This is a genomic window from Flavobacterium sp. N502536 (genome assembly GCF_025947345.1).
Lineage (GTDB): Bacteria > Bacteroidota > Bacteroidia > Flavobacteriales > Flavobacteriaceae > Flavobacterium.
The window spans coordinates 2,732,097-2,756,658 of sequence record NZ_CP110011.1 but is presented as its reverse complement, the minus strand read 5'-3'; the positions used below and the strand labels follow the sequence as shown (position 1 = coordinate 2,756,658).

16 protein-coding genes are annotated in these 24,562 nt (G+C 38.2%); 3 read left to right on the top strand and 13 right to left on the bottom strand.

The features are described from left to right. Positions 1–76: 76 nt before the first annotated feature. Positions 77–793: a helix-turn-helix transcriptional regulator gene (locus OLM61_RS11950; protein ID WP_264522910.1), complete on the top strand. Its 717-nt coding sequence runs from the start codon at positions 77–79 to the stop codon at positions 791–793. Positions 794–916: 123 nt separating this feature from the next. Next, on the top strand, positions 917–1,465 hold the full coding sequence (locus OLM61_RS11945; protein WP_264522909.1) for a DUF4494 domain-containing protein: 549 nt from the start codon (positions 917–919) through the stop codon (positions 1,463–1,465). Between the two features lie 446 nt (positions 1,466–1,911). On the opposite strand, the gene OLM61_RS11940 is transcribed toward OLM61_RS11945, so the two are convergent. The 13 genes from OLM61_RS11940 to OLM61_RS11880 all read right to left on the bottom strand — a co-directional run bounded on the left by OLM61_RS11940 (position 1,912) and on the right by OLM61_RS11880 (position 23,886). Beyond that, entirely contained in the window at positions 1,912–2,916 is a 1,005-nt protein-coding gene (locus tag OLM61_RS11940) for an isoaspartyl peptidase/L-asparaginase family protein (RefSeq protein WP_264522908.1), read from the bottom strand. A gap of 93 nt (positions 2,917–3,009) precedes the next feature. Further along, entirely contained in the window at positions 3,010–3,912 is a 903-nt protein-coding gene (locus tag OLM61_RS11935) for an ROK family protein (protein ID WP_264522907.1), read from the bottom strand. Positions 3,913–4,031: 119 nt separating this feature from the next. Then, complete coding sequence (locus OLM61_RS11930) at positions 4,032–5,492, bottom strand: glycoside hydrolase family 125 protein (RefSeq protein ID WP_264522906.1); 1,461 nt, start codon at positions 5,490–5,492, stop codon at positions 4,032–4,034. 4 nt (positions 5,493–5,496) lie between these two features. Then, complete coding sequence (locus OLM61_RS11925) at positions 5,497–7,782, bottom strand: GH92 family glycosyl hydrolase (RefSeq protein ID WP_264522905.1); 2,286 nt, start codon at positions 7,780–7,782, stop codon at positions 5,497–5,499. Between the two features lie 89 nt (positions 7,783–7,871). Next, positions 7,872–10,148, bottom strand: a complete 2,277-nt coding sequence (locus OLM61_RS11920) for a GH92 family glycosyl hydrolase (RefSeq protein ID WP_264522904.1) — start codon at positions 10,146–10,148, stop codon at positions 7,872–7,874. Between the two features lie 208 nt (positions 10,149–10,356). After that, positions 10,357–12,345 carry a beta-mannosidase gene (locus OLM61_RS11915; protein ID WP_264522903.1) on the bottom strand — a complete coding sequence of 663 codons (1,989 nt, stop codon included), beginning with the start codon at positions 12,343–12,345 and terminating at the stop codon, positions 10,357–10,359. Between the two features lie 559 nt (positions 12,346–12,904). Further along, complete coding sequence (locus OLM61_RS11910) at positions 12,905–14,422, bottom strand: SusD/RagB family nutrient-binding outer membrane lipoprotein (RefSeq protein ID WP_264522902.1); 1,518 nt, start codon at positions 14,420–14,422, stop codon at positions 12,905–12,907. Positions 14,423–14,437: 15 nt separating this feature from the next. Continuing rightward, the gene (locus OLM61_RS11905) at positions 14,438–17,527 is read right to left on the bottom strand and encodes a SusC/RagA family TonB-linked outer membrane protein (protein WP_264522901.1); all 3,090 of its coding nucleotides are present in this window, start codon (positions 17,525–17,527) and stop codon (positions 14,438–14,440) included. A 313-nt stretch (positions 17,528–17,840) separates the two neighbouring features. Continuing rightward, on the bottom strand, positions 17,841–18,851 hold the full coding sequence (locus OLM61_RS11900; RefSeq protein ID WP_264522900.1) for a LacI family DNA-binding transcriptional regulator: 1,011 nt from the start codon (positions 18,849–18,851) through the stop codon (positions 17,841–17,843). 300 nt (positions 18,852–19,151) lie between these two features. Beyond that, a complete protein-coding gene (locus tag OLM61_RS11895; protein ID WP_264522899.1) occupies positions 19,152–20,120 on the bottom strand; it encodes a type I phosphomannose isomerase catalytic subunit in 969 nt (322 codons plus the stop codon). A gap of 228 nt (positions 20,121–20,348) precedes the next feature. Continuing rightward, positions 20,349–22,451 (bottom strand): glycoside hydrolase family 97 protein, encoded by a 2,103-nt coding sequence (locus OLM61_RS11890; RefSeq protein ID WP_264522898.1) that lies wholly within the window; start codon positions 22,449–22,451, stop codon positions 20,349–20,351. A 178-nt stretch (positions 22,452–22,629) separates the two neighbouring features. After that, positions 22,630–22,935 (bottom strand): hypothetical protein, encoded by a 306-nt coding sequence (locus OLM61_RS11885; protein WP_264522897.1) that lies wholly within the window; start codon positions 22,933–22,935, stop codon positions 22,630–22,632. Between the two features lie 237 nt (positions 22,936–23,172). Continuing rightward, positions 23,173–23,886: a Two component regulator three Y domain protein gene (locus OLM61_RS11880; protein ID WP_264522896.1), complete on the bottom strand. Its 714-nt coding sequence runs from the start codon at positions 23,884–23,886 to the stop codon at positions 23,173–23,175. A gap of 178 nt (positions 23,887–24,064) precedes the next feature. Between OLM61_RS11880 and OLM61_RS11875 the strand changes: the two genes are divergently transcribed. After that, the gene (locus tag OLM61_RS11875; protein ID WP_264522895.1) at positions 24,065–24,553 is read left to right on the top strand and encodes a DUF1761 domain-containing protein; all 489 of its coding nucleotides are present in this window, start codon (positions 24,065–24,067) and stop codon (positions 24,551–24,553) included. Positions 24,554–24,562 lie beyond the last annotated feature (9 nt).

Genomic DNA, 24,562 nt, shown 5'->3' with positions numbered 1-24,562 from the left:
TCTTTTTACCTACAAATATATAGATTATATTCTACAAAAATTCATAAAAAGATCTAATAATCTAAAAAATAGCACAATGATTATAAATAGAATCTTACAAATAATTGATTATAAAGGAATTAACCGAAGGAAATTTTATATTGAAACGGGACTTTCGAATGGTTTTTTAGATAAAGTAAAAGATGTTGGCGCATCAAAAATTGAGCAGATACTTCGCATTTATCCTGAAATTAGTCCGGAATGGCTTTTGACAGGAAAAGGTCATATGCTTGAAAATGCTGCTTTTTTTGAATATGAATGGGGTATTAAAATGAGCGAGATTGAAGAACCTGCTTCGGTCTATGAAGTCACCACCTCAAAAACAATAAAAAAGCAATTTGTACCTGTATTCGATGTTGAAACCGCTGCAGGTGCCGTTTCTTTATTTAAGGAAACCAACGAAAAACCTATAGATTATGTTTCGGTTCCAAACTTACCCAAATGCGACGGAGCCATTTATGTTAGTGGCGACAGTATGTACCCTCTTTTAAAAAGCGGAGACCTTGTTATCTATAAAAAGGTAAGCAGCAACATCGAGCATATCATTTGGGGAGAATTGTATCTGATCGCTATTATAACAGCTGATCTTGAAGAATTTTTGCTGCTCAGGCGGATCCAGAAATCAGACAAAGGTGACGATTGGGTTGAATTGGTAAGTGAAAACAGCCAGCATCAGTCAAAAGAGGTTCTTCTAAAAAATATTGAAGGATTAGCTTTGATAAAAGCAACGATTCGAATAAATTCCACCTTCTAAAGCTTAAGTGCTAAAAATCAAAATCTTACCAAAATAGCGTTGAAATTGTGAATATCTATTTTGTAAATTCCGAGTTTTTTTTCCTGTAAAATCTATCTTTGGCATCCTTAAAAAATAACAAAGATGAGCGCAACTTGGTACGAATGCAAAGTGAAATATAGAAAGACAGATGAAACCGGAGGACAAAAGGTTTTAACAGAACCTTATTTGGTAGATGCTTTGTCTTATACAGAAGCTGAGAGAAGAATTAATGAAGAGATGTCGGCTTATATTAGTGAGGAATTTAAAATCACCAATATAAAAGTGGCCAATTACGCCGAAATTCACCCTTTTGAAAATACAGACCGTTGGTTTAAATCCAAAGTATCCTTATTGGCTTATGATGAAGAAAGCGGTAAGGAAAGAAAGTCAAATATGTACATGCTGGTTCAGGCAAATGATGTAAGAGAAGCTTACGACAACACGCTGCATGTAATGCAAAGTACGATGGGAGAGTATTCTATCCCGGCAGTTTCTGAATCTCCTATTATGGATGTTTTCCCTTATTTCAGTGGTGAAGAGGGAGAATCAGAACAATTGGAAAGATTCAATAGACTAAAAGCATCTAAACCTGCACAGGCAGCCGTAGAAACCATTGACCATATGGAGTTTGAAACTGCAATGGAGGAATAGACTCAAAAGAGCCGCAAATAATGTACACGGATGAGACGGATTCGCTAAAGCGAAAACGCAGATTTACACAGATTTTTTCCTTGTTTACGTCATTATTAAGCACAGTTAAAATTATAAAACGCAAAAAGCTTCGGATCTCCCCGAAGCTTTTTTTTGTAATTTACTTTGTCTTCTCAGCTTTGTGGGCATGAGGGTATCCGTCGTGTTTATCTTTGCACCTGTCAACAGGAGGAACAAATTCTAAACTTAATCTGAGACTAACCCAAAAGAGCTACAAATATGTACACAGATGAGACGGATTCGCTAAAGCGAAAACGCAGATTTACACTGATTTCTTTCTTAGTTATGTCATTATTAAACTCACGTTAAAATAAAAAATGCGCAAAGATCCAGTGATCCTTGCGCATTACAAAATAACTAACCCTATCAAGGGCAAAATCAATATCTTACTTCAGAAAAAAGTCGGCATCGATTAAACGGTTTCCGGTGTCGTCATAAACGGCATAGTTAAAACCTCCCTGAATACAATATGAGCCATACTCTCCGGCTTTGTTCAGGGCGATAAAACCCACCTGAATGTCTTTTAAGTCTTTGTTTCTGTTCTTTGTTAATTTTACAATTCGGGCAACGGCTTCTTCGCAGGCTTTTTGAGGAGATTTACCATGTCGCATCAATTCAACCACAAGATGACAACCCGAAATTCTAATAACTTCTTCACCGTGTCCGGTGGCTGTTGCCGCTCCAATTTCATTGTCGACATACAAACCGGCTCCAATAATTGGGGAATCTCCAACACGTCCGTGCATTTTAAACGCCATTCCACTTGTTGTACAGGCTCCCGAAAGGTTTCCTTGGGCATCCAGAGCGATCATTCCAATTGTATCGTGATTTTCGATATTGGCAATGGGTTTGTATTTACTGTCTTTTAACCACTCTTTCCATTCTTTTTCAGACTCCTCTGTCAGCAGATTTTCTTTTTTGAAACCTTGTGCTACGGCAAATTGCAAGGCTCCATCGCCTACCAGCATCACATGAGGTGTTTTTTCCATTACGGCTCTTGCAACCGATATGGGATGTTTGATGTATTCTAAAGCAGCCACCGATCCTATATTGGCATTTTCATCCATAATACAGGCATCCAACGTTACGCGGCCATCTCTGTCCGGACGTCCACCATACCCTACGCTTCTTTCTTTAGGGTCGGCCTCCGGAATTTTAACTCCGGCTTCGACAGCGTCTAAAGCAGTTCCTTTGTTTTTTAAAACTTCCCAGGCCGCTTCATTGGCAGGAATTCCAAACCTCCAGGTAGAAAGCACAATTGGCTTTTTCCCTTTTTTAGAAACTATGTTTTTTTCTTCTTCTTCTGAATTTGAATTGAAAGATTGCAAAGCTACAGCAACTGAAGCTATAGCTGCCGTTTTTATAAAATTTCTGCGATTTGAATTTGTCATATCTATTCTTTTATGGGCCAACGAACTATTTTTTGCCAGAGATTAAAATATTCAAATGGATTTCTTAATCTGTGGCATCTAATATAATCAAAACTATGCTGTGTAAAGCAAACTTGTTGCGCCTAATAATGCTGCTATTTCATTATCTGTAGAAACAGAAACGTTAACTTCGCTTCCTGCTTCTTTTAATTTTTTATGGAAAACAGGCAGAAAAAATTCGCTTGCATTTGCTATTTTCCCTCCAATTATAAAGCTATCTGCTGAAAATTTTTCTAACCACGGAATAACAATCGCCGCCAAATCTTCTCCCATTTTTTCAAACACTTTTATCGCCACTTTATCCTCGGCTTTAGCCAAATTAAAAAGCTCTAAACCATTGTTTGCTTTTTTTCCGCTTAAAGCAAAATAACCCGCTATTAGTCCACGTGCAGAAACATAATCTTCAGCAATCCCCTCTTTATAAGGCAGATTGTATATTTCTCCGTCTTCCGGGACTAAATCACCCGTACTAATCGATTCTCCTTTGTCTATAAAACAAGCTCCAAGTCCGGTACCAAGCGTGATTGCCATTACTTTTTTAGAAAGGTTTTCAGCGTCTTTAAAAACTTCTCCCTTACCAAAACAAACGGCATCATTTTCAAAAAGAATCGGAAAATCATTCGACAAATTCAGTTGGTCCTGAAACAAATCGCGAATGTTCAACCCATAAAAATGTTCGTATTTAGATTGGTCTTTTATCCAGCAAATACCATTCGTATAATCAAAGGGACCCGGCATACAAACTGCCAATCCCGTAGTAATTTCTACTTTTGAATTTTCTATCGCAGTGCGAATTGCTTTTTCCCAAATGGTCATTACTTCCGCTACAGGCAAATTTGAATCGAAAGATTCTTTGTGCACTGAAAAATCGATCACTTTCATGTCCACTATATCAATGATCGCTGCGGTGATATGTGTACCTCCAATGTCTAATCCAACGGCATATTCTTTATTCATTCTTATTTTATTTTGAATTATTAAGAGATCCGGTAAACCATATGGCGACCTGTTTCTGACCCTCCAATTAAACCTGACGGGTTAACGGTTAGGACAATCTCTTAATGGTATATTTATTTTTAAATGTTTTTGTCTTTTAAAATTTGAGGATAATGAATGCTGGTATGTACGATCATTTCTCCAAATAAGGTGTTGGCCCATGCAAACCATTTTCGGGTAAATTTGGTTACATCGTCTTTATGAAAAGATTCGTGCATGAAACCGGTATCCGCATTTGTTTTGATCAGATTACTGATGCATTGTTTTATTTCCTGCTCGTCTACGCTGGTAATGGCTCTCAAAACGATGCTCATTGGCCAGATGGTATCGGTTCCGGTATGCGGCCCTCCAATACCTTCTCCTGCTTTTCCTTTGTAGAAAAATGGATTGTTTTCTGAAAGTACTACTTTACGGGTATTCAGATACAGTTGATTGTCCGGTGCTATAGCGCCTAAATAAGGTAACGACAATAGAGACGGAACATTGGCATCGTCCATCATGTGAAAACTACCGTAACCGTTGACTTCAAAAGCAATGATTTTTCCGAATTTCGGATGTTCGATGATTCCGTTTTCTTCCAGTCCTTTTTGAACCTGCCCACCCAATTCTTTGGCTTTAGCGACTAAATTGTCGTCTTTTAAAGCCGGCAAAGAGAAAATTTCAATCAGATACCCCAATACTTCAATTGCAAACATGTTACTCGGAATCAAATAGCCAAACAGCGTACTGTCGTCACTTGGTCTGAAAGTCGAAACAATTAATCCACATGGTTTTACCGGATAACCGTAACCGCTTAAAGGCACACCATCCGTAGCCCAGGCTGTAACTCGCTGAAAATTGTAAGGTCCTTTATCATGTATTCTTTGCTGCTCTTTGAAAGTTTGCAATACCAAAAGCATCGCTTCTTTCCACTTGCTGTCGAACAAACTAATGTCCCCGGTTTCCTTCCAATAACCGTGTGCCAGTCGTATTGGGTAACACAAACTATCGATCTCCCATTTGCGCTCGTGAATCCCGGGCTGCATCTTGGTCATGTCATTTTTCCACTCACTTACTTGTGCAAAATCTTTGTAAAAAGCATTCGCATAAGGATCGAGTAAGATACATTTGGTCTGACGATTGATGACTCCTTTTATCAATTCTGCCAGTTTTTTATCTTCTTTTATAAACGGAATATAAGGCCAAATTTGTGCTGTACTGTCGCGCAACCACATGGCATCGATATCTCCTGTAATGACATAAGTATCGGGTTTTCCGTCAATGATTTCAAAATCAACGGTGGTGTCTAAGGTGTTTGGAAAGCAGTTTTCAAACAACCAGGCGAGTTCCGGATTGGCAATTTGTTTTTTGATTCTTACAATTGCAGCTTCAATAGCTTTACTGGTAAATTTTCGTTCTGCCAGCGGGGGTCTTTTGCTTACAAAATCTTTGATCGAAAAATTGAACACGTCCGATTGCATGCCGAAAACATCCGTTTGAAGGGCCAATAATCCTGCTGAAAAAATCCCTGTATTTTTTATAAATTTTCTACGTGACTGCATAGTATTATTTTGAAGTTGAATAAGAATATGGATAGGCACTTGCCGAAGTTCCTCTTTGTAAATTAGGTTTGCTGCTCATGTCAAATTTGAATTCACCTCCCTTTAGTACTTCAAAATGGTTGATGAAGTTTTGGGTATGAGTGGTGTTGTTCCATTTTAATTCCTGAACATATTTGTTGTCGGCCGAATTGTTCGGTGCATCGATAACCAATTGCTTTCCATTTTCGAGCTCCAACGTAATTTTTTTAAACAAAGGCGCTCCAAGTACATACTCGTCTGTTCCCGGGCAAACCGGATAGAATCCCATTGCAGAGAAAATATACCAGGCCGAAGTTTGTCCGTTATCTTCATCACCGCAGTAACCGTCCGGGGTTGGTTTGTACAAACGATCCATAACTTCTCTTGACCAATATTGTGTTTTCCAAGGCTCTCCTGCATAGTTGTACAAATAAATCATGTGCTGTATCGGCTGATTTCCATGTGCATATTGCCCCATATTCATAATTTGCATTTCGCGAATTTCATGAATAACAGCTCCGTAGTAACTGTCATCAAAAACCGGAGGTGTTGTAAAAACAGCGTCTAATTTGGCCGTGAATTTTTTCTCCCCTCCCATTAAATCAATCAAACCCTGTACATCATGGAATACGCTCCAGCTATAATGCAAAGCATTTCCTTCTGTAAAAGCGTCTCCCCATTTAAGCGGATTAAAGTTTTTAGGGAAACTTCCGTCTTTGTTTCTGCCGCTCATCCATCCGATTTCAGGATTATAAAGGTTCTTATAATTCATCATTCTTTTTTCGAACAAACTGATTTCTTTTTTTGGACGGTTCAGTGCTTTGGCTAATTTCCAAATTGCAAAATCATCGTAGGCATATTCTAAGGTTCTGGCTGCATTTTCGTTGATTTTTACATCATAAGGAACATAACCCAAAGTGTTGTAATACGATACTCCTTTTCTTCCTACTGCTTCTAATGGCCCTTCGTTATTGGCTCCGTGCAATAAGGCTTCATACAATTTATTGATGTCGTAACCGCGTAATCCTTTGATGTAAGCATCTGAAACTACAGAGGCCGAGTTGTTTCCTACCATCACGTCACGGAATCCCGGGCTTGACCATTCCGGCAAAAAGCCTCCCTCTTTATAATCGTTGATTAATCCTTCCTGCATTTCTTTGTTAATCGAAGGATAAACCAGATTTAACAAAGGATACAAGGCACGGAAAGTATCCCAAAAACCTGTTCCCGCATACATATAACCCGGCAATACTTTACCGTTATACGGGCTATAGTGCACGATTTCTCCTTTTGCATTTATCTCATATTGTTTTTGTGGAAAACAAACGGTGCGGTACAAGCAGGAGTAAAACGTTTTTAGCTGTTCTTCGCTTCCGCCTTCGGCATTTAATTTTCCTAAAACTTTATTCCATTCCTTTTTGGATTGTGCTACGGTTTCCGTAAAAGATGCGGTACCCAATTCGTTCTTTAAATTCAGTTCCGCTTGCTCCGGACTGATAAAGGAAGAAGAAACTTTTACGTTTACAACCTCTCCTTTTTTAGTTTTAAATCCAACAACGGCGCCTACATGATTGTCTTTTAATTCCAGTTTGTCTTTTTCCAGGACTTTATCGTGCCAGGTCGCGTTAGTTGTAAAAGGTTTATCAAATTGCAGTACAAAATAGTTTCTGAAATTCTCCGGAACTCCGCCACTATTGCGGGTGGTATATCCAATGATTTTATTTTCAGATGGAATTATTTTGATGTAAGATCCTTTGTCAAAAGCATCGATTACGATAGAGGACTGCTCGTTTTCCGGAAAGGTAATCTGGAAATGTGCGGCTCTTTCGGTAGTCGTAATTTCTGTAGTTACATCATAATCGGCCAGGTAAACGCTGTAGTAATACGGCTTTGAAACCTCTGCTTTATGGCTGAACCAGCTTCCTCTCTCGTCTTCTGTAAAAGCTACTTTACCGGTTACCGGCATGATCGAAAACTGTCCGTAATCATTCATCCACGGTGAAGGCTGATGGGTTTGTTTGAATCCTCTAATCTTATCGGCGGTGTAAATATAGGCCCAGCCGTCGCCCATTTTTCCGGTTTGCGGTGTCCAGAAATTCATTCCCCAGGGTCTGCAAATCGCCGGATAGGTATTTCCGTTTGAAAGACTATGCAAAGACTGTGTTCCCATTAAAGGGTTTACATATTCGACAGCGTCTATGGTTTTGACTTGCGCATTCACCAAAATGCAACATTGTAGTATCCCTAAAAAAAGTAAACTCTTTATTTTCATGTTTTTATTTTTTTGCTTTAGGCTTTAAGCTATAGGCTATAAGCTAAAAATGGTAACTGATCTCTTCTAAAAATCTAAAATCTGCAATTCTAAAGCGGTCTGTCTTCTTTTTTCACTCCAAAAGTGGTCGACGGTTTGCTTCCCATATACAATTTCAATTCTCCTCCTTTTACAATCATATCGTGTGTGATGTATGATTTTGTGTAAGGCTTTCCATTGTACTCCGCCTTTTGGATATAGATATTCGTTTTGCTGTTATCGATTGCTTTGAGGGTAAACGAAATGTCTTTTTTATGATGCAGGGTTGCTGTATTTACTAAGGGGCTTCCCAACACATAGATTCCGTTGGCCGGATTAACGGAGTAGAATCCCATTGAAGACAAAACGTACCAGGCCGACATTTGTCCTAAATCTTCATTTCCGCACAATCCATCAGGTTTTGTCGAGTAGAATTTCTCATCGATTTCACGGATTAACTTCGCCGTTTTCCAAGGTTGTCCTGCGTAGGCGTATAGGTATGGGATATGGTGATTTGGCTCATTTCCTTGTGCATACTGCCCTATTAAACCGCTGATATCCGGAGAGATTTCTTCGCCTTCTACTTTATCTGTTAGTAGAAAAAGAGAATCTAATTTGGCCAGAAATTTGTCTTCACTTCCAAACAAATCAATCAAACCATAAGGATCCTGTGGCACTAACCAGGTATATTGCCAGGCATTCCCCTCTACATAATCGTCTTTACGATGTGCTGATGAAAGCGGATTGAAAGGTGTTCTCCAATTTCCATTGGTTAATTTCCCTCTCATGAACGCAGTTTCTTTGTCGAAATAAAGTTTGTATAAATTAGCTCTTTTAGAGAAGTAATTATAATCTTCGGTTTTGTTCAAATCTTTTGCCATTAGGGCTACACAATAATCGTCGATAGCGTATTCTAAAGCATTTCCAACAGATTCTACCATTTTATCGGCAGGAATATATTCCAGTTTTTGCACGTAATCCATTCCGTCACGGGTTTGCATCGCTGTTTTTTTGATGGCTTCATAGGCCAACGCAATATCATAACCTCTGTATCCTTTCATGTAGGCATCTACAATAACAGCAATGGAGTGGTTTCCATTCATGGTATTGGTTTCATTCCCCATTAAATGCCAAACCGGTAATCTTCCCTGCTGCTCGTAAATAGCCAAAAATGATTTTACAATGTCATTGATTTTGTCGGGATGTGTAAGGGTGTACAAAGGATGCAGTCCACGGTACGTATCCCAAAGTGAAAAGGTGGTGTAGTTGGTAAAATTTGCTTTTTCGTACACTTTTTTATCGGTACCTCTGTAATCGCCGTTGACATCATTAAAGATGGAAGGTGCAAACATGGTGTGGTACATGGCCGTGTAAAAAACTTTCATGGTTTTATCGTCGGCTTTGATCTGAATTTTGTTCAGTTCTTTGTTCCATTTTGAAGTTGCTTCTTTGGCAACAGCCTCAAAATTCCAACCCGGAATCTCGGCTTTAATGTTTGCCGAAGCATTCTCATAACTTACCGGAGATATTCCAACTTTTACTAATATCTGTTTGTTTTTTAATGTTTTGAAATCCAAAACAGCTTTCATTTTTAAAGCTTCTCCCTCGTTTCCGGCAATTGCAGTGGTCGCATCATACAAGGCCATCGCAGAAATTGGCTCAGAAAATTCCATTGTGAAAAAAATACGCTGATCGGCCGCCCAGCCTGCAGAATAACGATAGCCCACAAGAGTGGTTTCGTTGATTTTTTTGATAAATGTTTTTACCGGTTTGTCCCAGCCTATCCCGTCTGCAAGATCCAGTAAAATATGATTATCGGTAGTTGCATTAAAAGTATATTTATGAAAACCTACTCTTTCGCTGGCTGTCAGCTCTGCTTTAATTTTATATTTATCCAGTACAACGCTGTAATATCCTGCCTTGCTTACCTCATTTTGATGAGAGAAATAAGATCCGTAACCCGTTGTCATGTCTTCTTTTGTTCCTTTGGTAAGCGGCACTTTTCCAGATACCGGCAATAAAAGAATATCGTTCAGATCTCCAATTCCCGTTCCGCTCAAATGGGTATGTGTGAAACCCAAAATAGTATTGCTCGCATAGTTGTATCCGCTGCACCAATCCCAGCCTTCAAAAACATTTACAGGCCCTAGTTGTACGGCTCCAAAAGGAACATTGGCTCCCACAAATACGTGTCCGTGACCCGCTGAGCCTATAAACGGATTTACATATTGGGTGTAATCTAAATTAGTTTGTTTTGCCTTCTTTTCCTGTGAAATTGCAGGATTGGCAAAAAATAGATTTAAAGCTAAGATGCCGCTAAAAGCTATTTTGTTGTATTTTGTAAACATATATTATTTTATTTGACTTGTGTGATGGGCCACGGATGACACCGATTTACACAACTGTTTTTTCTAAAATTTAACCGCAAAGTGCGCAAGGTTTTACGCAAAGCTCGCCAAGCAAACGCACTGCCAGAAAACCTTTGTCGCTTTGAACCTTTGAAACTCTGAACCTTTTGTACCTAAAAAAGACTCAGAACCTCAGCCTCTCAGAACCTTAGTACCTCTTAAGAACATCATATAAAGAATAAACTCTAACCTCTGGTTTTGCCATTTTTCCTTCAAACGTAATTGTTTTTTCTTCTCCGGCTTTCAGATCGAAATAGTTGTCGGTCCATTTTCCGGTGTATCCTTTTATCGAAACATTGACGTATTTGGCAAATTTTGAAGCTTTTAAAATAAGTTGATTGCCTTTGACCTGCCAGCTGATTTTCGGGTCCTCTAGTTTCAGATTGATCGGACGGGTTAAATCAATTTCAGGAGTTTTATCATCGCGATAAGCTTCCTTCATGGCGTACCAGGCTGCTTTAGGCTGTCGGTCGTAATAATCGGTGACACTCCAGCTGGCTACCGGCCAGCAATCGTTGAGCTGCCAAACCAATGTTCCCATATTATAGGGTGCTTTGGAACGGTGGATTCCGATAATATTTTTAAGCGAATAATACTGTAAACACTGTGTGAGGTAGGTATAGTCCTCCACATTCATTTTCTTTATTTTGGTCGAATCAATGAAATACCTGTTCAAATACGAATCTAATTTCATGAATCCTTTTCCGGCTTTTTGATGGGCCTGTAAAATATCGGAATATAAATATCGATCTTCAGGATTTGTAAATCTTTCGATAGACGAATAGTTAGGCATCGCCTGCATTCCGTATTCGCTCACAAAACGACCTGTTTTATTTTGTACGGCTTCAACATCTTCCAGTCCCCACCAGGTTCCCCAATAATGACTGTCTCCCTCGGTTAAACTTTTTGCTTTCGACCAGTGGAACGATGGCGAAGAGCTGATATATGGTCGTTTATTGTCTACTTCTTTTACCCATTTTGGAATACTGTCCTGAAACAAACGAACGTAATCTTTCCATAAACGAATTGAATCCTGTTTGGGCATTTTCATGCTTTTTTGCCATCCCCAATCTTTAAAGGCTTCGTCGATTTCGTTATTTCCACACCACAAAACAATACTCTTGTGATGGCGTAAACGTTTCACCTGGTACTGAACCTCTTTTTTTACATTGGCAAAAAAAGCATCGTCTCCCGGTACCATTGTTCCGGCAAACATAAAATCCTGCCAAACGTAGATTCCGTTTTTATCACATAAATCGTAGAAATAATCGTCTTCATAAATACCACCTCCCCAAACGCGAAGCATGTTCATGTTGGCTTCTTTGGCCCTGCCTATTACTTTTTCGTATTCTTTTTTGGTGACTCTCGAAAGAAATGCATCAGACGGAATGTAATTGGCGCCTTTCATATAAACAGGCTTTCCGTCTATTTTAAAATAAAAGGTTTTACCAACCTTATCCGGTTCCTGAACCAATTCGATTTTACGATCTAATACATAGGGTTTCTCCGGAGTTTTTTTGTCGTAAGCTTCTAACCTCGGTGTTTTCCAGATTCCGCAAGTGGTGAATTTTGGTCCCCAATCCCATCCAAAATGATATTGCGCTTTACGCACATACGCACGCGGATTGTCGGGAATTACAAACGGTAAATCTTTCTTGGCCAGAGAATCGACTACATTTTGTGCCGATTTGAACACAATAAGCAGATCGTTGTTTCCTGATTTTAGTATCTTTTTTACATCGACACGCCATTGCAGGAACATATTATCGGCTTTTAAAACCAGCTGATTGTTCAAATAAACGGTGGCGTAAGTATCCAATCCGTCAAAAACGAGGTCGGTGTTTTTCTTTTTTAAAGTTTCCGGACTTACTTTGAAAGTGGTTTTATATTCCCAATCTTTCTTTTCAATCCAGGTCAGTTTTTTTTCATTGTCCCGGTAAAATGGATCCGGTATGGTTTTATTGTTGAGTAAATCGGTATGTATTTCTCCCGGAACTGTCGCAGGGTGCCATTGGGTCGTTTTAGTCTCCCGATACTTCCAGCCGGTTTTTAAATCTGTGTTTTGGGCATTTGCCGCCAATGAAAAATTGGCGAGACAAACGCCGACAAACCAATAAAATCTTTTTGTATACTCCATTTTATACCAATTATAATTATATATCTAGTCGTTTATTTTCTGGTACACTGCCGATATCCTATGAAATAGTCCACTTTTTATGAGACTACATTGAATACTGAATCGGTATTAGCTGAACAATAAATTAACGCTTTGGGTGTAATTCATTTTTTTTAATTCGATCGCCGGCAGTTGGAGAAGGATAATTATTTTTTAATTATTTCCTTCTCGCTTAAAGGTTTAATACGGAATAAAAGTAACTAACAAAATACTCTGAAATCATTTCCTTTTTTTACGGCTGCCTAGCTTTAATTCGTTTTAGATTGTTGACTTTAGATCTTCGATTTCTGATTTTCGATTCCTTAAAAGGCTGTCTAATTATAAGTTCTTTGAATGGTTATTCCATCTTTTTCAGCAGAAGCAACTTGTCTTTTGCGAAAAAAAGGGATTTAAACCTGGCGAACTATTTTCGATACCATTCCTCTAATGTAATGAAAATCAAACAGAAAATTAAAAATAAGCCGGGAGGTACAGGTATCCCTACCCGGCTTAACTCAACTAACTCACCACAATTTTTAAACTATTGTTTATCCCACCAGATTCTGGTTGTCATTAAATCCAACCCCTGGCGTGCTATGGCTTCTTTATAATTAGCCGAATTTGTGATCAATTCGGACTGATCGTAGATTAATCTTCTTGGTACAGTTCCTTTCGTTTCTCCTGTTGGATCATTCACAGGAACTAAAACCGGATATCCTGTTCTTCTGTATTCTGAAAATGCTTCAAAACCATTGAAAAGTAATACAATCCATTTTTGAGTGATAATCTGCTCGATTTTCTGAGCTTCGGTTCCTGCCGCTTTAAACGGATTCGCCGCGATATAGGTGTTGTATTCTGCAGTGGTAACCGCCGGTACTTTGTCTCCAAAAATTACCAGAATTTGCATCGCAGCTTTTACACCATCTTCATAAAACTTTTGTGCATTTCCTCCAACATTCCAGCCTTTTACCGCAGCTTCTGCTAATATAAATTGTACCTCAGCATAAGACATGATTAAAGTTGGGGCATCTAAACGTAAAACCGTAGAAGTGTTCGGATCTGAAAACAGTTTTTTGTCTCCTCCCGGAAATTCTTTAGCATCGTTTGCAAGACCTTGCTGGACTGCCGGATTGTTGTTTCCTGAAGCTTCCAGTTTAGCGTAGATTCTTAAACGCGGATCGTTACTGTTTTTCAACGCATCGATATAGGTTTTACTGAATTTGATGTTTGCATCTCCTTTGTTCAGATCATTCTGAACCCATGAAGAGGTAATTGGATTGGTTTTAACCCCAGCCGGACCTGAATCGTGTTTTAAAACAAGACTGTCGTCATTAGAAGTAAAAACACCTTTTGATACTGCTTTCTCTACGTATTGTTTTGCTTTGGCAGGATTTACTTTAGACAAACGCATCGCTACTCTCAACATTAAAGAGTTTGCCAGTTTTTTCCATTTGGCAACATTACTTTGGTAGTACAAATCGGCATTACCAACGAATGGTTTATTAGCATCTAAAGCATCACCTGCTTCGTCTAATTCTTTTAAAAGGTCGTTGTAGATCGCTTCCTGTGTGTCATATTTTGGGGCAAAAACGTTTCCATTGTATCCTTTACCTGCATCAAAATAAGGAACTTCACCGTAAGTATCTGTCAATTTTTGAAACATAAACACCTTCATGATTCTACAAGCCTGAATCATGTTTGAGTTTTCCGGTGCGTCTTTTGCAACCGACATTAATTGAAAAATCTGATTCAATCCTTTACCGTAAGACTCGCCAAAAAGTGCTGCAGAATATTCCGGAGAATAGGTATATTTTGAACCTGGTCCTCCTAATGAAGAAAATTGCTGAACGATTTGTGCCGCATACAGGTTATTTCCTCTGGTATTTGAAAAATCTTGCCCGTCAACGTAGATCTCAGCAAGTGTAAACATTGATTTTACAGCCGGATCAAGCAAAGCATTTGGATTCCTGTTTAACTCTTCGAATCCTTTATCGCATGAAGCCAATGTCATTGCCCCCACAATTGCGATACAAAATATTTTTATATATTTATTTTTCATCTTTCGGTTTGATTATTAAAATTTCACATTAAGTGTCAATCCATAGTTTCTGGTCAAAGGCATAGAAGCTCTTTCCATACCTTGGGCATTACTATTAGAATAGTTTGATTCCGGGTCAATGTTTGGAACTTTGTCGTAAATCGTCCATAAATTATGTGCTGAAAACGCTAAGCTGATGGCTTGAAATGGTGTTTTTGACAAATATGTTTTTGGGAAATTATAGCTAAATGAAATGGCTCTTAGTTTCACAAAATCGGCATCGTATACAAAATTTGAAGTTACATCACTATAGCTTCTCCAGTAATCGTAAGCCGAAACAGTTGTGTTTACCGCATTTCCGTTAACATCTTTTCCGGTTACGGCAACTCCGCCTTCACGACCAGAAAGTGTTTGTTCTGTTAATCCGTAACGGGCTCCTAACTGGTTGGTCGCAGAATAAATCTCTCCACCAAATTTAGCATCTACAAAAACTGAAAGTGTAAAGTTTTTATACTGGAAATCATTTGAAAGTCCCATAGATGTTGGTGCAACACCTTGTCCTGCAATAATCAGGTTCCCTCTCAGGAATTTTCCATTAGTATCCAATACAACGTTTCCGTTAGCATCTCTTAAATAGTCGTACGCTTTAATTACTCCAAAAGGCTGTCCTTTTTCTAACACCACAGAAGCTCTTCCGTCTCTGTTTCCTTCCAATGATTTGGTTGTAATTTTATCTGAAAGGTTAAGAACCTCACTATTGTTATAAGCAAAATTATAGCCTACACTCCAAGAGAAATTTGGTGTTTTAACCGCTTTTACATTAACTGCAAATTCAACCCCTTTGTTCAGGATTTCTCCCACGTTAATTTTAGTTGTTCTGTAACCAGAAGCCTGAGAAATATCGGCATCTGTAATATCATTCGTCGTTTTCTTGCTGTAGAAAGTCAAATCTGTACTTACTCTGTTGTTGAAGAATGTATTTTCGAAACCAAACTCGATTGTAGTTACGTTATAAGGTTTTAAAAATTTATTCGGAACTGTTTCTCCTTTAACACCCAAAATTGGTTGTCCCAAAGAATCTGTTTGTCCGTCTGGCGAAGTATAATTTAAAGATAAAGCATAAGCTTCCTGCAATCCACCTCCTACGTTACCCCAACCTGCTCTGAATTTTCCGTATGACATCCATTCCGGTAAATCGATTACTTCAGAATAAATAAAACTTGAACTCACAGATGGATAAAATGTGCTGTTGCTGGATGGATCTAAAGTAGAGAACCAGTCTTCACGACCTGTTAAACTTACATATAAGAAATCTTTGTATCCGATATCAGCCGAATAAAAAAGAGAGTTTACTTCAGTTTCACCAAATAATTTCTCCGTTTGAGCCGGTTGTGTATTTCCATAGAAATATTGGAATGGAACAATGAAGTTATTCCCTTTCATTTTAATTCCGCTAAATCTGTTGTGTTGACGGTTAGCTCCAATGAAAGCATCTAAAGAAAGGTTTTTAACGATATCGCCTTTGTACCCTAAATAACCCGAAGCATTGTATTCTGAACGGTTTTCTAATCTGTTTTCATAAGATCCGCCCGGAAGGTAGTTGATTCCGGTAGGCTCAATCTCCGTGTACTCATAGTTAATATCATCCACTCCAAGAACTGCTCTTGCGTAGATTTTATCAGTAATGTTGTAATTTACTTTTGCAGAACCGATAAAACGTTTTCTAAGGTCATCGTTTAAAGGCGATTGTGATGCAAAGTAAGGATTTGTGTGGTAGTTGTTTGTTCCAAAATAATCAGCCTCGCCACCATTTTCATCAAAACCATTACTGATCCATCTGATATCAGTACCCGGTGTCAGGAAAGTAGTTGGAAAAGAAGGGTTTCTTGGAGAGTCATTCAAATAAGGTCGGTTGCGACTTTTCTCTGTGATGTACTGAGCGTTAGACTCGATGCTTATTTTTTTATTTACTGCTGAATTTAAACTTAAAGCAATGTTATTTCTTCCAAAGTTTGTTCCCGGCATGATCGATTCATCTTTTGTATTTCCGAAAGACAATCTGAAATTAGTAGTTTCGCTTCCACCTGAAATAGCCAACGTGTTACTGAAAGAAAATCCGGTTCTGTAGAAGTTTTCAACGTTATCTTTTCCGTAAGCCTGGTAAGGTTTAGTAGTTCCGTCAATAGCCAAAGAAGGTGTTCCGTCGTATTTATCTCCCCACGCAAAATAATACGCATCTCTAAGTTCCTGTAGGCTTTTAAATCTTGTAGCGACACCATTTACCGGTGCTCCCGCTCCGTATTGATCTTGCCATTTCAATAAACTTGCCGGTGTATTAAAAGTAGAGTTGGTACTAAAATCTACTCCAATTCCGGTTCCTGTTTTTCCTTTTTTAGTCGTAATTAAGATTACACCGTTTGATCCTCTGTATCCGTAAAGAGCAGAAGCGGCACTACCTTTTAATACCGACATAGAAGCGATATCATCAGGATTGAAAGAAGACATACCGTCTCCTTTATCAGCTCCTCCCCACATTCCTGCGTTTCCTTGCTGGCTGTTATCAATTGGAATACCATCCACAACATATAAAGGCTGGTTCAATCCTGAAGCCGAAGTTGCTCCACGAATTACCACACGGCTGGATCCTGACGGCCCCGTAACCGGCGCAGAAACGTTAACCCCGGCAATTTTCCCCTGAAGGGCATTCCCTAAGTTAATTTCTTTATTTTTTGTCAGGTCATCGCCTTTCAGTTCTCCAACGGCATAACCTAAACTTTTCTTTTGTTTTTTAACTCCAAACGAGGTTACTACAACGTCTTTTAATTCCTGAGTATTTTCTACCAATACCACTGAAATTTTGTTTTGGTTTTGCTGCAATACGATTGATTGCGATGTAAAACCTATAGAGGATACCTTTAAAGTAACCGGTCCTTCGGGAACATTCATTTTAAATCGGCCTTCCGCATCAGTAATTGCACTATACGGTTTTCCCTGAACCTCAATCGATGCAGCAACAATTCCCTTGTTCTCTGCATCAGCCACTATGCCTGTTATCAATCGGTTTTGCGCCACAACTCCTAAGCTGCTGAACAACACCATTCCTAACACTGCCAATATTCGTTTCATAAGCATTTTTTTTTGGTTATTTGTTTGTTTTGATTTTTGTGATTGTTTTTAATTTGATTGTTTTTAAATAATTAATAAAAATTTTGCACTCGGTTTTAGAATTAAGGTATCTATAAGACTTTCACCTTATAAATACCTTGGTGTAATAGTCATGTTTATTAGCCTTTCTTTTAAGAAATCGATATCGTAAACCGGTCAAAAAAACAATTGATTCTCCATTTATCTGACCTAAATTTTACTAAAACGATTTAGTAAAAGGAGTAAAAAAAAACGATACGTTCCTTTTTCTCTTTATTTTTTTCTTCCCAAAAAATTAAACCGATTCTCTGACAATCAGTTTTCCTTTTTTAAGACTTTTTTCTATTTCAAATTTCTCCATATCCGTCATCTGACTCATTAACAACTGGATGGATTTTACAGCAATATCTTCTATCGGCTGTGCAATAACAGTTATCGTTGGCGTATGCAATTTAAAACTGTCGTGGTCGTCAAAACTAATCACCGAAATGTCTTCGGGAATTTTAACTCCCATTCTTCTAAAAGCCTGAAGTCCCGCAAGTCCCATATAATTTGCCAAAAACAAAACCGCATCGATCTCCGGATTTTTCTCAAAGAACCCAATTATACCGGCTATTCTTGTTTCTTCATTGGTATGGTAATCCATATGAAGAACAAGCGACGGGTTGTACATTTCTGCTTCTTTCAAAGCATCCCTGTAGCCATCCTCACGCAGTTTCATCTGAATCATTTCGGAGGTATTGTTTACCACCGCTATGTTTTTACGGCCTTTAGCTATCAGATATTTTGCAGCCGAGTTGGAAGCTTCATAATTGTCCATCACCACATGACTCACTCTTTGTCCCGGAAAATACCTGTCGATTAATACGACCGGTTTTTTTAACTTTAAAAGAAGGTCAATACTATTTTCCAAATTCTGCGTTGGTGTGACAATAAAGCCGTCTACATTTGCCTGTAATAAACTGTGTATTAATTCTTCAGAACGTCCGTCATCTCCTCCTGTACTGCAATAAAAAACTCTGTAATCAATACTCTTTGCTTCATCTTCGATAACTCTGGCAAGGTCTGCAAAGAACTGATTCGAAATATCTTCGACAATAAGTCCGATAGATCTGGTCTTCCCGGTTCTCAGACTGGTCGCAATCATACTTGGTCTGTAATTCAGCTTTTCAGCCACTTCCTGCACCTTTTTGATTACTGCCGGACTAATGCCCATTTTCTCCCCTTTACCGTTGATGACAAAAGATACAGTAGATATGGATACCTGAGCCTCTGTAGCAATATCCTTAATAGTAATCTTTTTCATCTAATGAGTTAATTTTTTATTAAGCAGTTATTAATTATATCACAAATATATACAAAAACAGTTACTAAAACGATTTTGTAAATCTTTTTTTTATACAAATCATTATTTTAAAGTTAATTAAACATATAATCATCAGTATTTACAGGTATTTTCTCCATTAATCATTTTTGCTGTTCCTGATCATCGCTATTGTTTTTAATATGAATTCTCTTCAATTCTCTATTTTTCAACGCGATAAAGTTTTCATGAACCCTAGTTAAAGACCTGTAACATGACAAAAATAGTCTCCGTGACTTTCTTTTATGAGATGTATACTTCTAAAATGGAAGCGGTCCCTTTTAGGACGTAACTGTGCATCCCGGCCGGAATCAGGACGGTATCGCCTTGTTTGTACTGATAATTTACATTTTCATAGCGAATTTCAAAATGACCTTCGGTACACATATAAACGGTAAAGCTTGTTCCTTTTTTACTGATTTCAACTGTCCCGTCAAGCGGAAGAAAGTTAGTGGTAAAATACGGGCAATCCACCATCACATTCGATTTGTTTGCGGCCGTTTCATATTTTTTTTGTGTATCGACTTTGTTATAATTAATCGCATCCAATGCCAAATCAACATGTAATTCTCTTGTATTCCCCTGCGCATCTGTGCGGTCAAAATCATACAAACGGTACGTTATGTCTGATGTCTGCTGAATTTCTGCCACAACCAGTCCAGCACCTATCGCGTGAACTGTTCCGGTTTCCAAAAAGAACACATCACCCGCTTTGGCTTTTACATCATCCAAAATCGAAACCAGTGTTTTATTGTTAAGATTCTCCAGATATTCTTCTTTGCTCGAATCTTCTTTAAAACCAACAATAATTCTCGCATCGGCATCTGCCTGCATGATGTACCACATTTCTGTTTTACCAAAAGAATTATGACGCTCTTTGGCCAATTGATCGTTCGGATGTACTTGTATCGACAAATCTTCTCTTGCATCCAGATATTTAAACAACAAAGGAAACTGACTCCCGAATCGTTCGTAGACTGCGGTTCCTAAAATTTCATTTGGTGACTGATCAATTAAATCGGTCAACGATTGCCCTTTTAACGCTCCGTTGGCAACCATGCTCACGTCTCCCTCTACCGTAGACAATTCCCAGCTTTCTCCTGTAATTTTTGAGGTAATAGGTTTATTCAGAATGGTTTTTAGTTTTTCGCCTCCCCAGATTCTGTCTTTTAGTATGGGTTCAAATTGTAAAGGATAAATTTTCATGCTCATTTTTTATGTCATTGAGAGGAGCGGGTTGGTCTCGTCCTCTGGTTATTTATTATTTTTTTTGCCACGAATTGGAAGGTTTTTTAATCCTTTTATAAGCTATGGCTAAATTTTTTCTCTCGCAGATTAAGCAGATAAGGCAGATTTCTTTTTAGCTGTTTTTTTTAAATCAGTTTAATCCGCGTTTTCGCTTTAGCGAATCTGTGGAATCCGTATACCACTTTTCACTTCTTACTTAATAGAAATAGCAACTCCGCCGCTGGAAGCCAATTTTTGCTTTAGTTTCGTTTTACTGTTTACTGTCACTTTGCGGATGTTATACGATTGTGGATTGGTTTTGTAATCTGCCGTTTTTCCGTCTTCGTAAATCGTTGCACTATACGATTTTCCTGCCGGTAAAAAGCTAAAATCAATCAAAGCTGTACGCGGGTTTTCATCTGTGATTCCGCCTACAAACCATTCTTGTTTTCCTTTGGTCTTTCTGGCTATTGTTATGTAATCGCCCGGTTCTGCTTCCAGAATGTAACTTTCATCCCAGTCTAATGCGACCTCTTTTATAAACTGAAAAGCATCTTTGAAACGCATATAATTTTCAGGTAAGTCAGCCGCCATCTGTAACGGGCTGTACATGGTCACATAAAGCGCCAGCTGCTTCGCCAGGGTTGTGCTCAGTTTGTTTTTCTTTGATCCGTATACCGATAAATCTCCCTGGAAAATTCCCGGTGTATAGTCCATCGGGCCTCCCATAAGACGTGTAAACGGTAAAATTGTAGTGTGATCCGGATGAATTCCTTCCATTGCCTCAAACTCAGTTCCGCGGGCCGATTCCTGCGCAAACCAGTTGGGATAGGTACGGTGCAATCCTGTTGGGCGAACCGCTTCATGAGAATCAACCATGATTTTATGTTTGGCTGCCTCTTTGGCTACATAGTTATAATGATTGACCATTTGCTGCCCGTCATGGTGTTCTCCTCTTGGAATAATTGGCCCTACATAACCTGTCTTTACTGCATTGTACTGGTTGTCAGTCATAAAATTTAAGGCATCATGCAGTTGTCGTTCGTATTCTGCAGTTGAAGAAGTCGTTTCATGATGCATGATGATTTTCACTCCTTTTTGGTTCGCATACGAACTTAAATCTTTCACATCAAAATCGGGATAGGCTTTGGTAAAACTATAAATGCGTTCTTTTTTAAAAGCGGTATTATCCTCCCATCCTTCATTCCATCCTTCTACCAGAACGGCATCAAAACCATTTGCCGAAGCAAAATCTATGTATTCTTTTACGTGTTTGGTATTGGCTCCGTGTGTTGCATTGGGCTTTAATTTAGAAAAATCGGTAGCGCCAATTACCACATCCTGATTGTCCGAATACGCCCAGGTAGATCCTCCCCCGGTAAAATATTCCCACCACACTCCAATATATTTTACTGGTTTGATCCATGACGTATCTTCAAATGCGCATGGCTCATTCAGGTTTAAGATCATTTTTGAAGCCAAAATAGTTCTGGCATCGTCACTCACCACTATAGTACGCCAGGGTGTGAAACTCCCGGTCTGAATGTATCCTTTATTTCCAACAGCATCCGGCACCAGATGTGAACTCAACGAATAGGTTTTATCATCAACATTCAGGCACATTGCAGGATAATTTTTTAAAGCTGCTTCGTGAATATTGATATAAAGTCCGTCATTCGTCTTCATCATCAAAGGCGTCTGAGTAGCCAGGTTTTTAATCGTAGTCTGAGCAGCCAGCGAAACATGAGTAGCATTGTATACCAAAGACTGCATCTCTGATATTTTCGAAGTGGTATAACTGTATTCGTTGGTATCATAATCTCCCGGAATCCAAAAAAGCTTATGATCTCCCGTTAAATTAAACTCTGTAGTTTCTTCCTGAACAATAAAATGACGCAAATTATCCTGTACCGGAAATTCATATCGAAAGCCAAGACCATCATTAAACAAGCGGAAATAAATAGCGATCTTTCGTTGACTCTTTTCCTGTATCAAATCAGCTTTCAGTTCATTGTACTGGTTTCTAATTTCTTTTTGTTCTCCTAATACCGGTTTCCACGAATTGTCTTCCGACTGTTTTTTTGTATCGACAATCTGAAAGCCTTTATTCATCCTGATATCTGATTTTAAAACAAAACCAAGCCTGCTTTCTTTGATTACCTCTCTTTTCTTATAACTCAGCGAATACACCGGAGTTCCTTCGGTGTTTAAAGTAAAGGTTAGTGTCAAATTCCCATCAGGAGACTGTAGTTCCTGAGCCTTTGTCAGAGTATTCGAAACGATAATAAAAAAGCAGGTTAAAAGAATTTTTTTCATGGCTAAAAGTGTTTCAGATATTGCTAAATCGATTTAGCAAACATAATAAAATTTATGAAACAGAAATGCCCTAACGAAAAAAATATAGAAACTTTAGTTTAAAAGCCGCATTATAAAGCAAAAAAAAGACCGTCTCTAAAGACAGTCTTTGTAATTTTTTACGATAAATAAACTGGGCTTAGGCCATAAACAAAGCATATTTGTTATAGTTGTATAAAACCAGATCATACGGAACTAAAAGTGGTGCTATTTTTTCTGACGAAGGCTGAAAAGTAATACCATTATGTTTTCTGAACAAATAGATCTCTTTTAAACAATTGGACAAGCTCTGGTGAATTCCCGTTGTAAAAGTGGGCAATTGCTTGTCCCCAACCAATAAATCAATCTGGTAATTTGAACTGCTTTTAGACAAATTGTTTCCTATGATTCTTATTGTAAATGCTGTCGCTTTTCCGTGTTGTTCTCCCTGATACTGTACTACCATAATTTTATTATTAAAAAGGTTAGATGTCTTATTGTGCTCTCAATTTGTTTCTTCTGCAAATTGAAGAATTAAAGTTATGAAAAAAAAGCAATGGACTAAAAAAAATGTTATTTTTTTCTACTTGGAAAAGGTAAATTTCAGACGTAAAAAAACCGTAACGAATTACGGTTTTTAAACAATTAACTAAATATATTTAATCAACTTTTTAACGAGTGTAAAATTCATTCATAAGCGCGATTAATTTCGGGTAACCATTGTAGTTTCTTTTTCAGCGGCGATTTCTAATAAAAAAGGATTCCCTTCTTCGTCAAACATCGTCATATTTAAAGCGTCCAGCAAAATCAGATTTTTCGAAACGCCTCCTTTAAATTTATTATACGAAAGATTCAATTCAGACAAATGATGTAATTTTTCCAATTCATTTGGAATTTCTCCTTCAAAATTATTATCAAACAAACTCAGGTTTTGCAAAGCACTAAAGTTGGCCACTTCTTTACTTAAACTACCCGACAGCTGGTTTTGGTTTAAAAGCAAAACTTTCAAAGTTCTGATCGTATAAAGCGAACCCGGTAACTGTCCTTGAATTTCATTATTGAATAGCGCCAGAGTCTCTAATTGGTTTAATTTTCCAATCTCTAAAGGAAGCTGTCCCTGAATTTTATTATCGTGCAAATCGATGGTGACTAAATTGACCAGAGCAAACAATTCGACAGGCAGATTTCCTTCTAGATTGTTATTGGCCAAATGCAGTTCGACAACTTTACCATTCTTAACGATTACCCCGTGCCAGGTGGCGACCGAGAGTGATAAATCCCATTTTACTTTCCAGTCCGAACCCTTTGTCGCATCATACAATTTGATAAGCGCCTCTTTCTCTTTATCTGAAACCGTGTCAGCAAAAATATTGAGAGAAAAAATAAAAGCTAAAAAAAATGTGGTTAAGCTTTTCATCACAAAATTGGGGTTTTATTGATGGTATAAAATTATGCATTTCACAGTTATAAAGCACATAATGTCGATAAACTGTTGATAAAAATTAATTTAACCGTAATTTTACTACTTATATAAAATGTATTTTTTGCAACTTTTTTGTTTAAATTTGAACAACTAATCCTAAAAACCTCATATTATGGAATTTAACCCTATTGCCCTATTTTTATCTGCAGTCGTAACACTGGCTGTTGGATTTATCTGGTACAACCCAAAAGTGTTTGGAACTGTCTGGATGAGAGAAAATAATCTCACAGAAGAAGATCTTCGAACAGGAAATATGCTTAAAATATTTGGTTTTACGTACCTTTTTTCCTTAATGATTACCGTAATTCTAATGTCACTAACCATCCACCAAACCGGTGCTTTGGGAATGGTGGGCGGGCCTCCTTTGGTTGCCACTGCAAAACCTTCCTATGCTGCTTTTCTGAATGATTACGGACTAGCCTACCGCACGTTTAAACATGGTGCCCTTCACGGATTCATGTCGGCCTTGTTTTTTGCCTTACCAGTGATTGGAATCAATGGTTTATTTGAGAGAAAATCATGGAAATATATCTTTATTCATGCTGGCTTCTGGGCAGTTTCGCTTACACTGATGGGCGGAATCATCTGTGCATTTGCCTAACATACAACC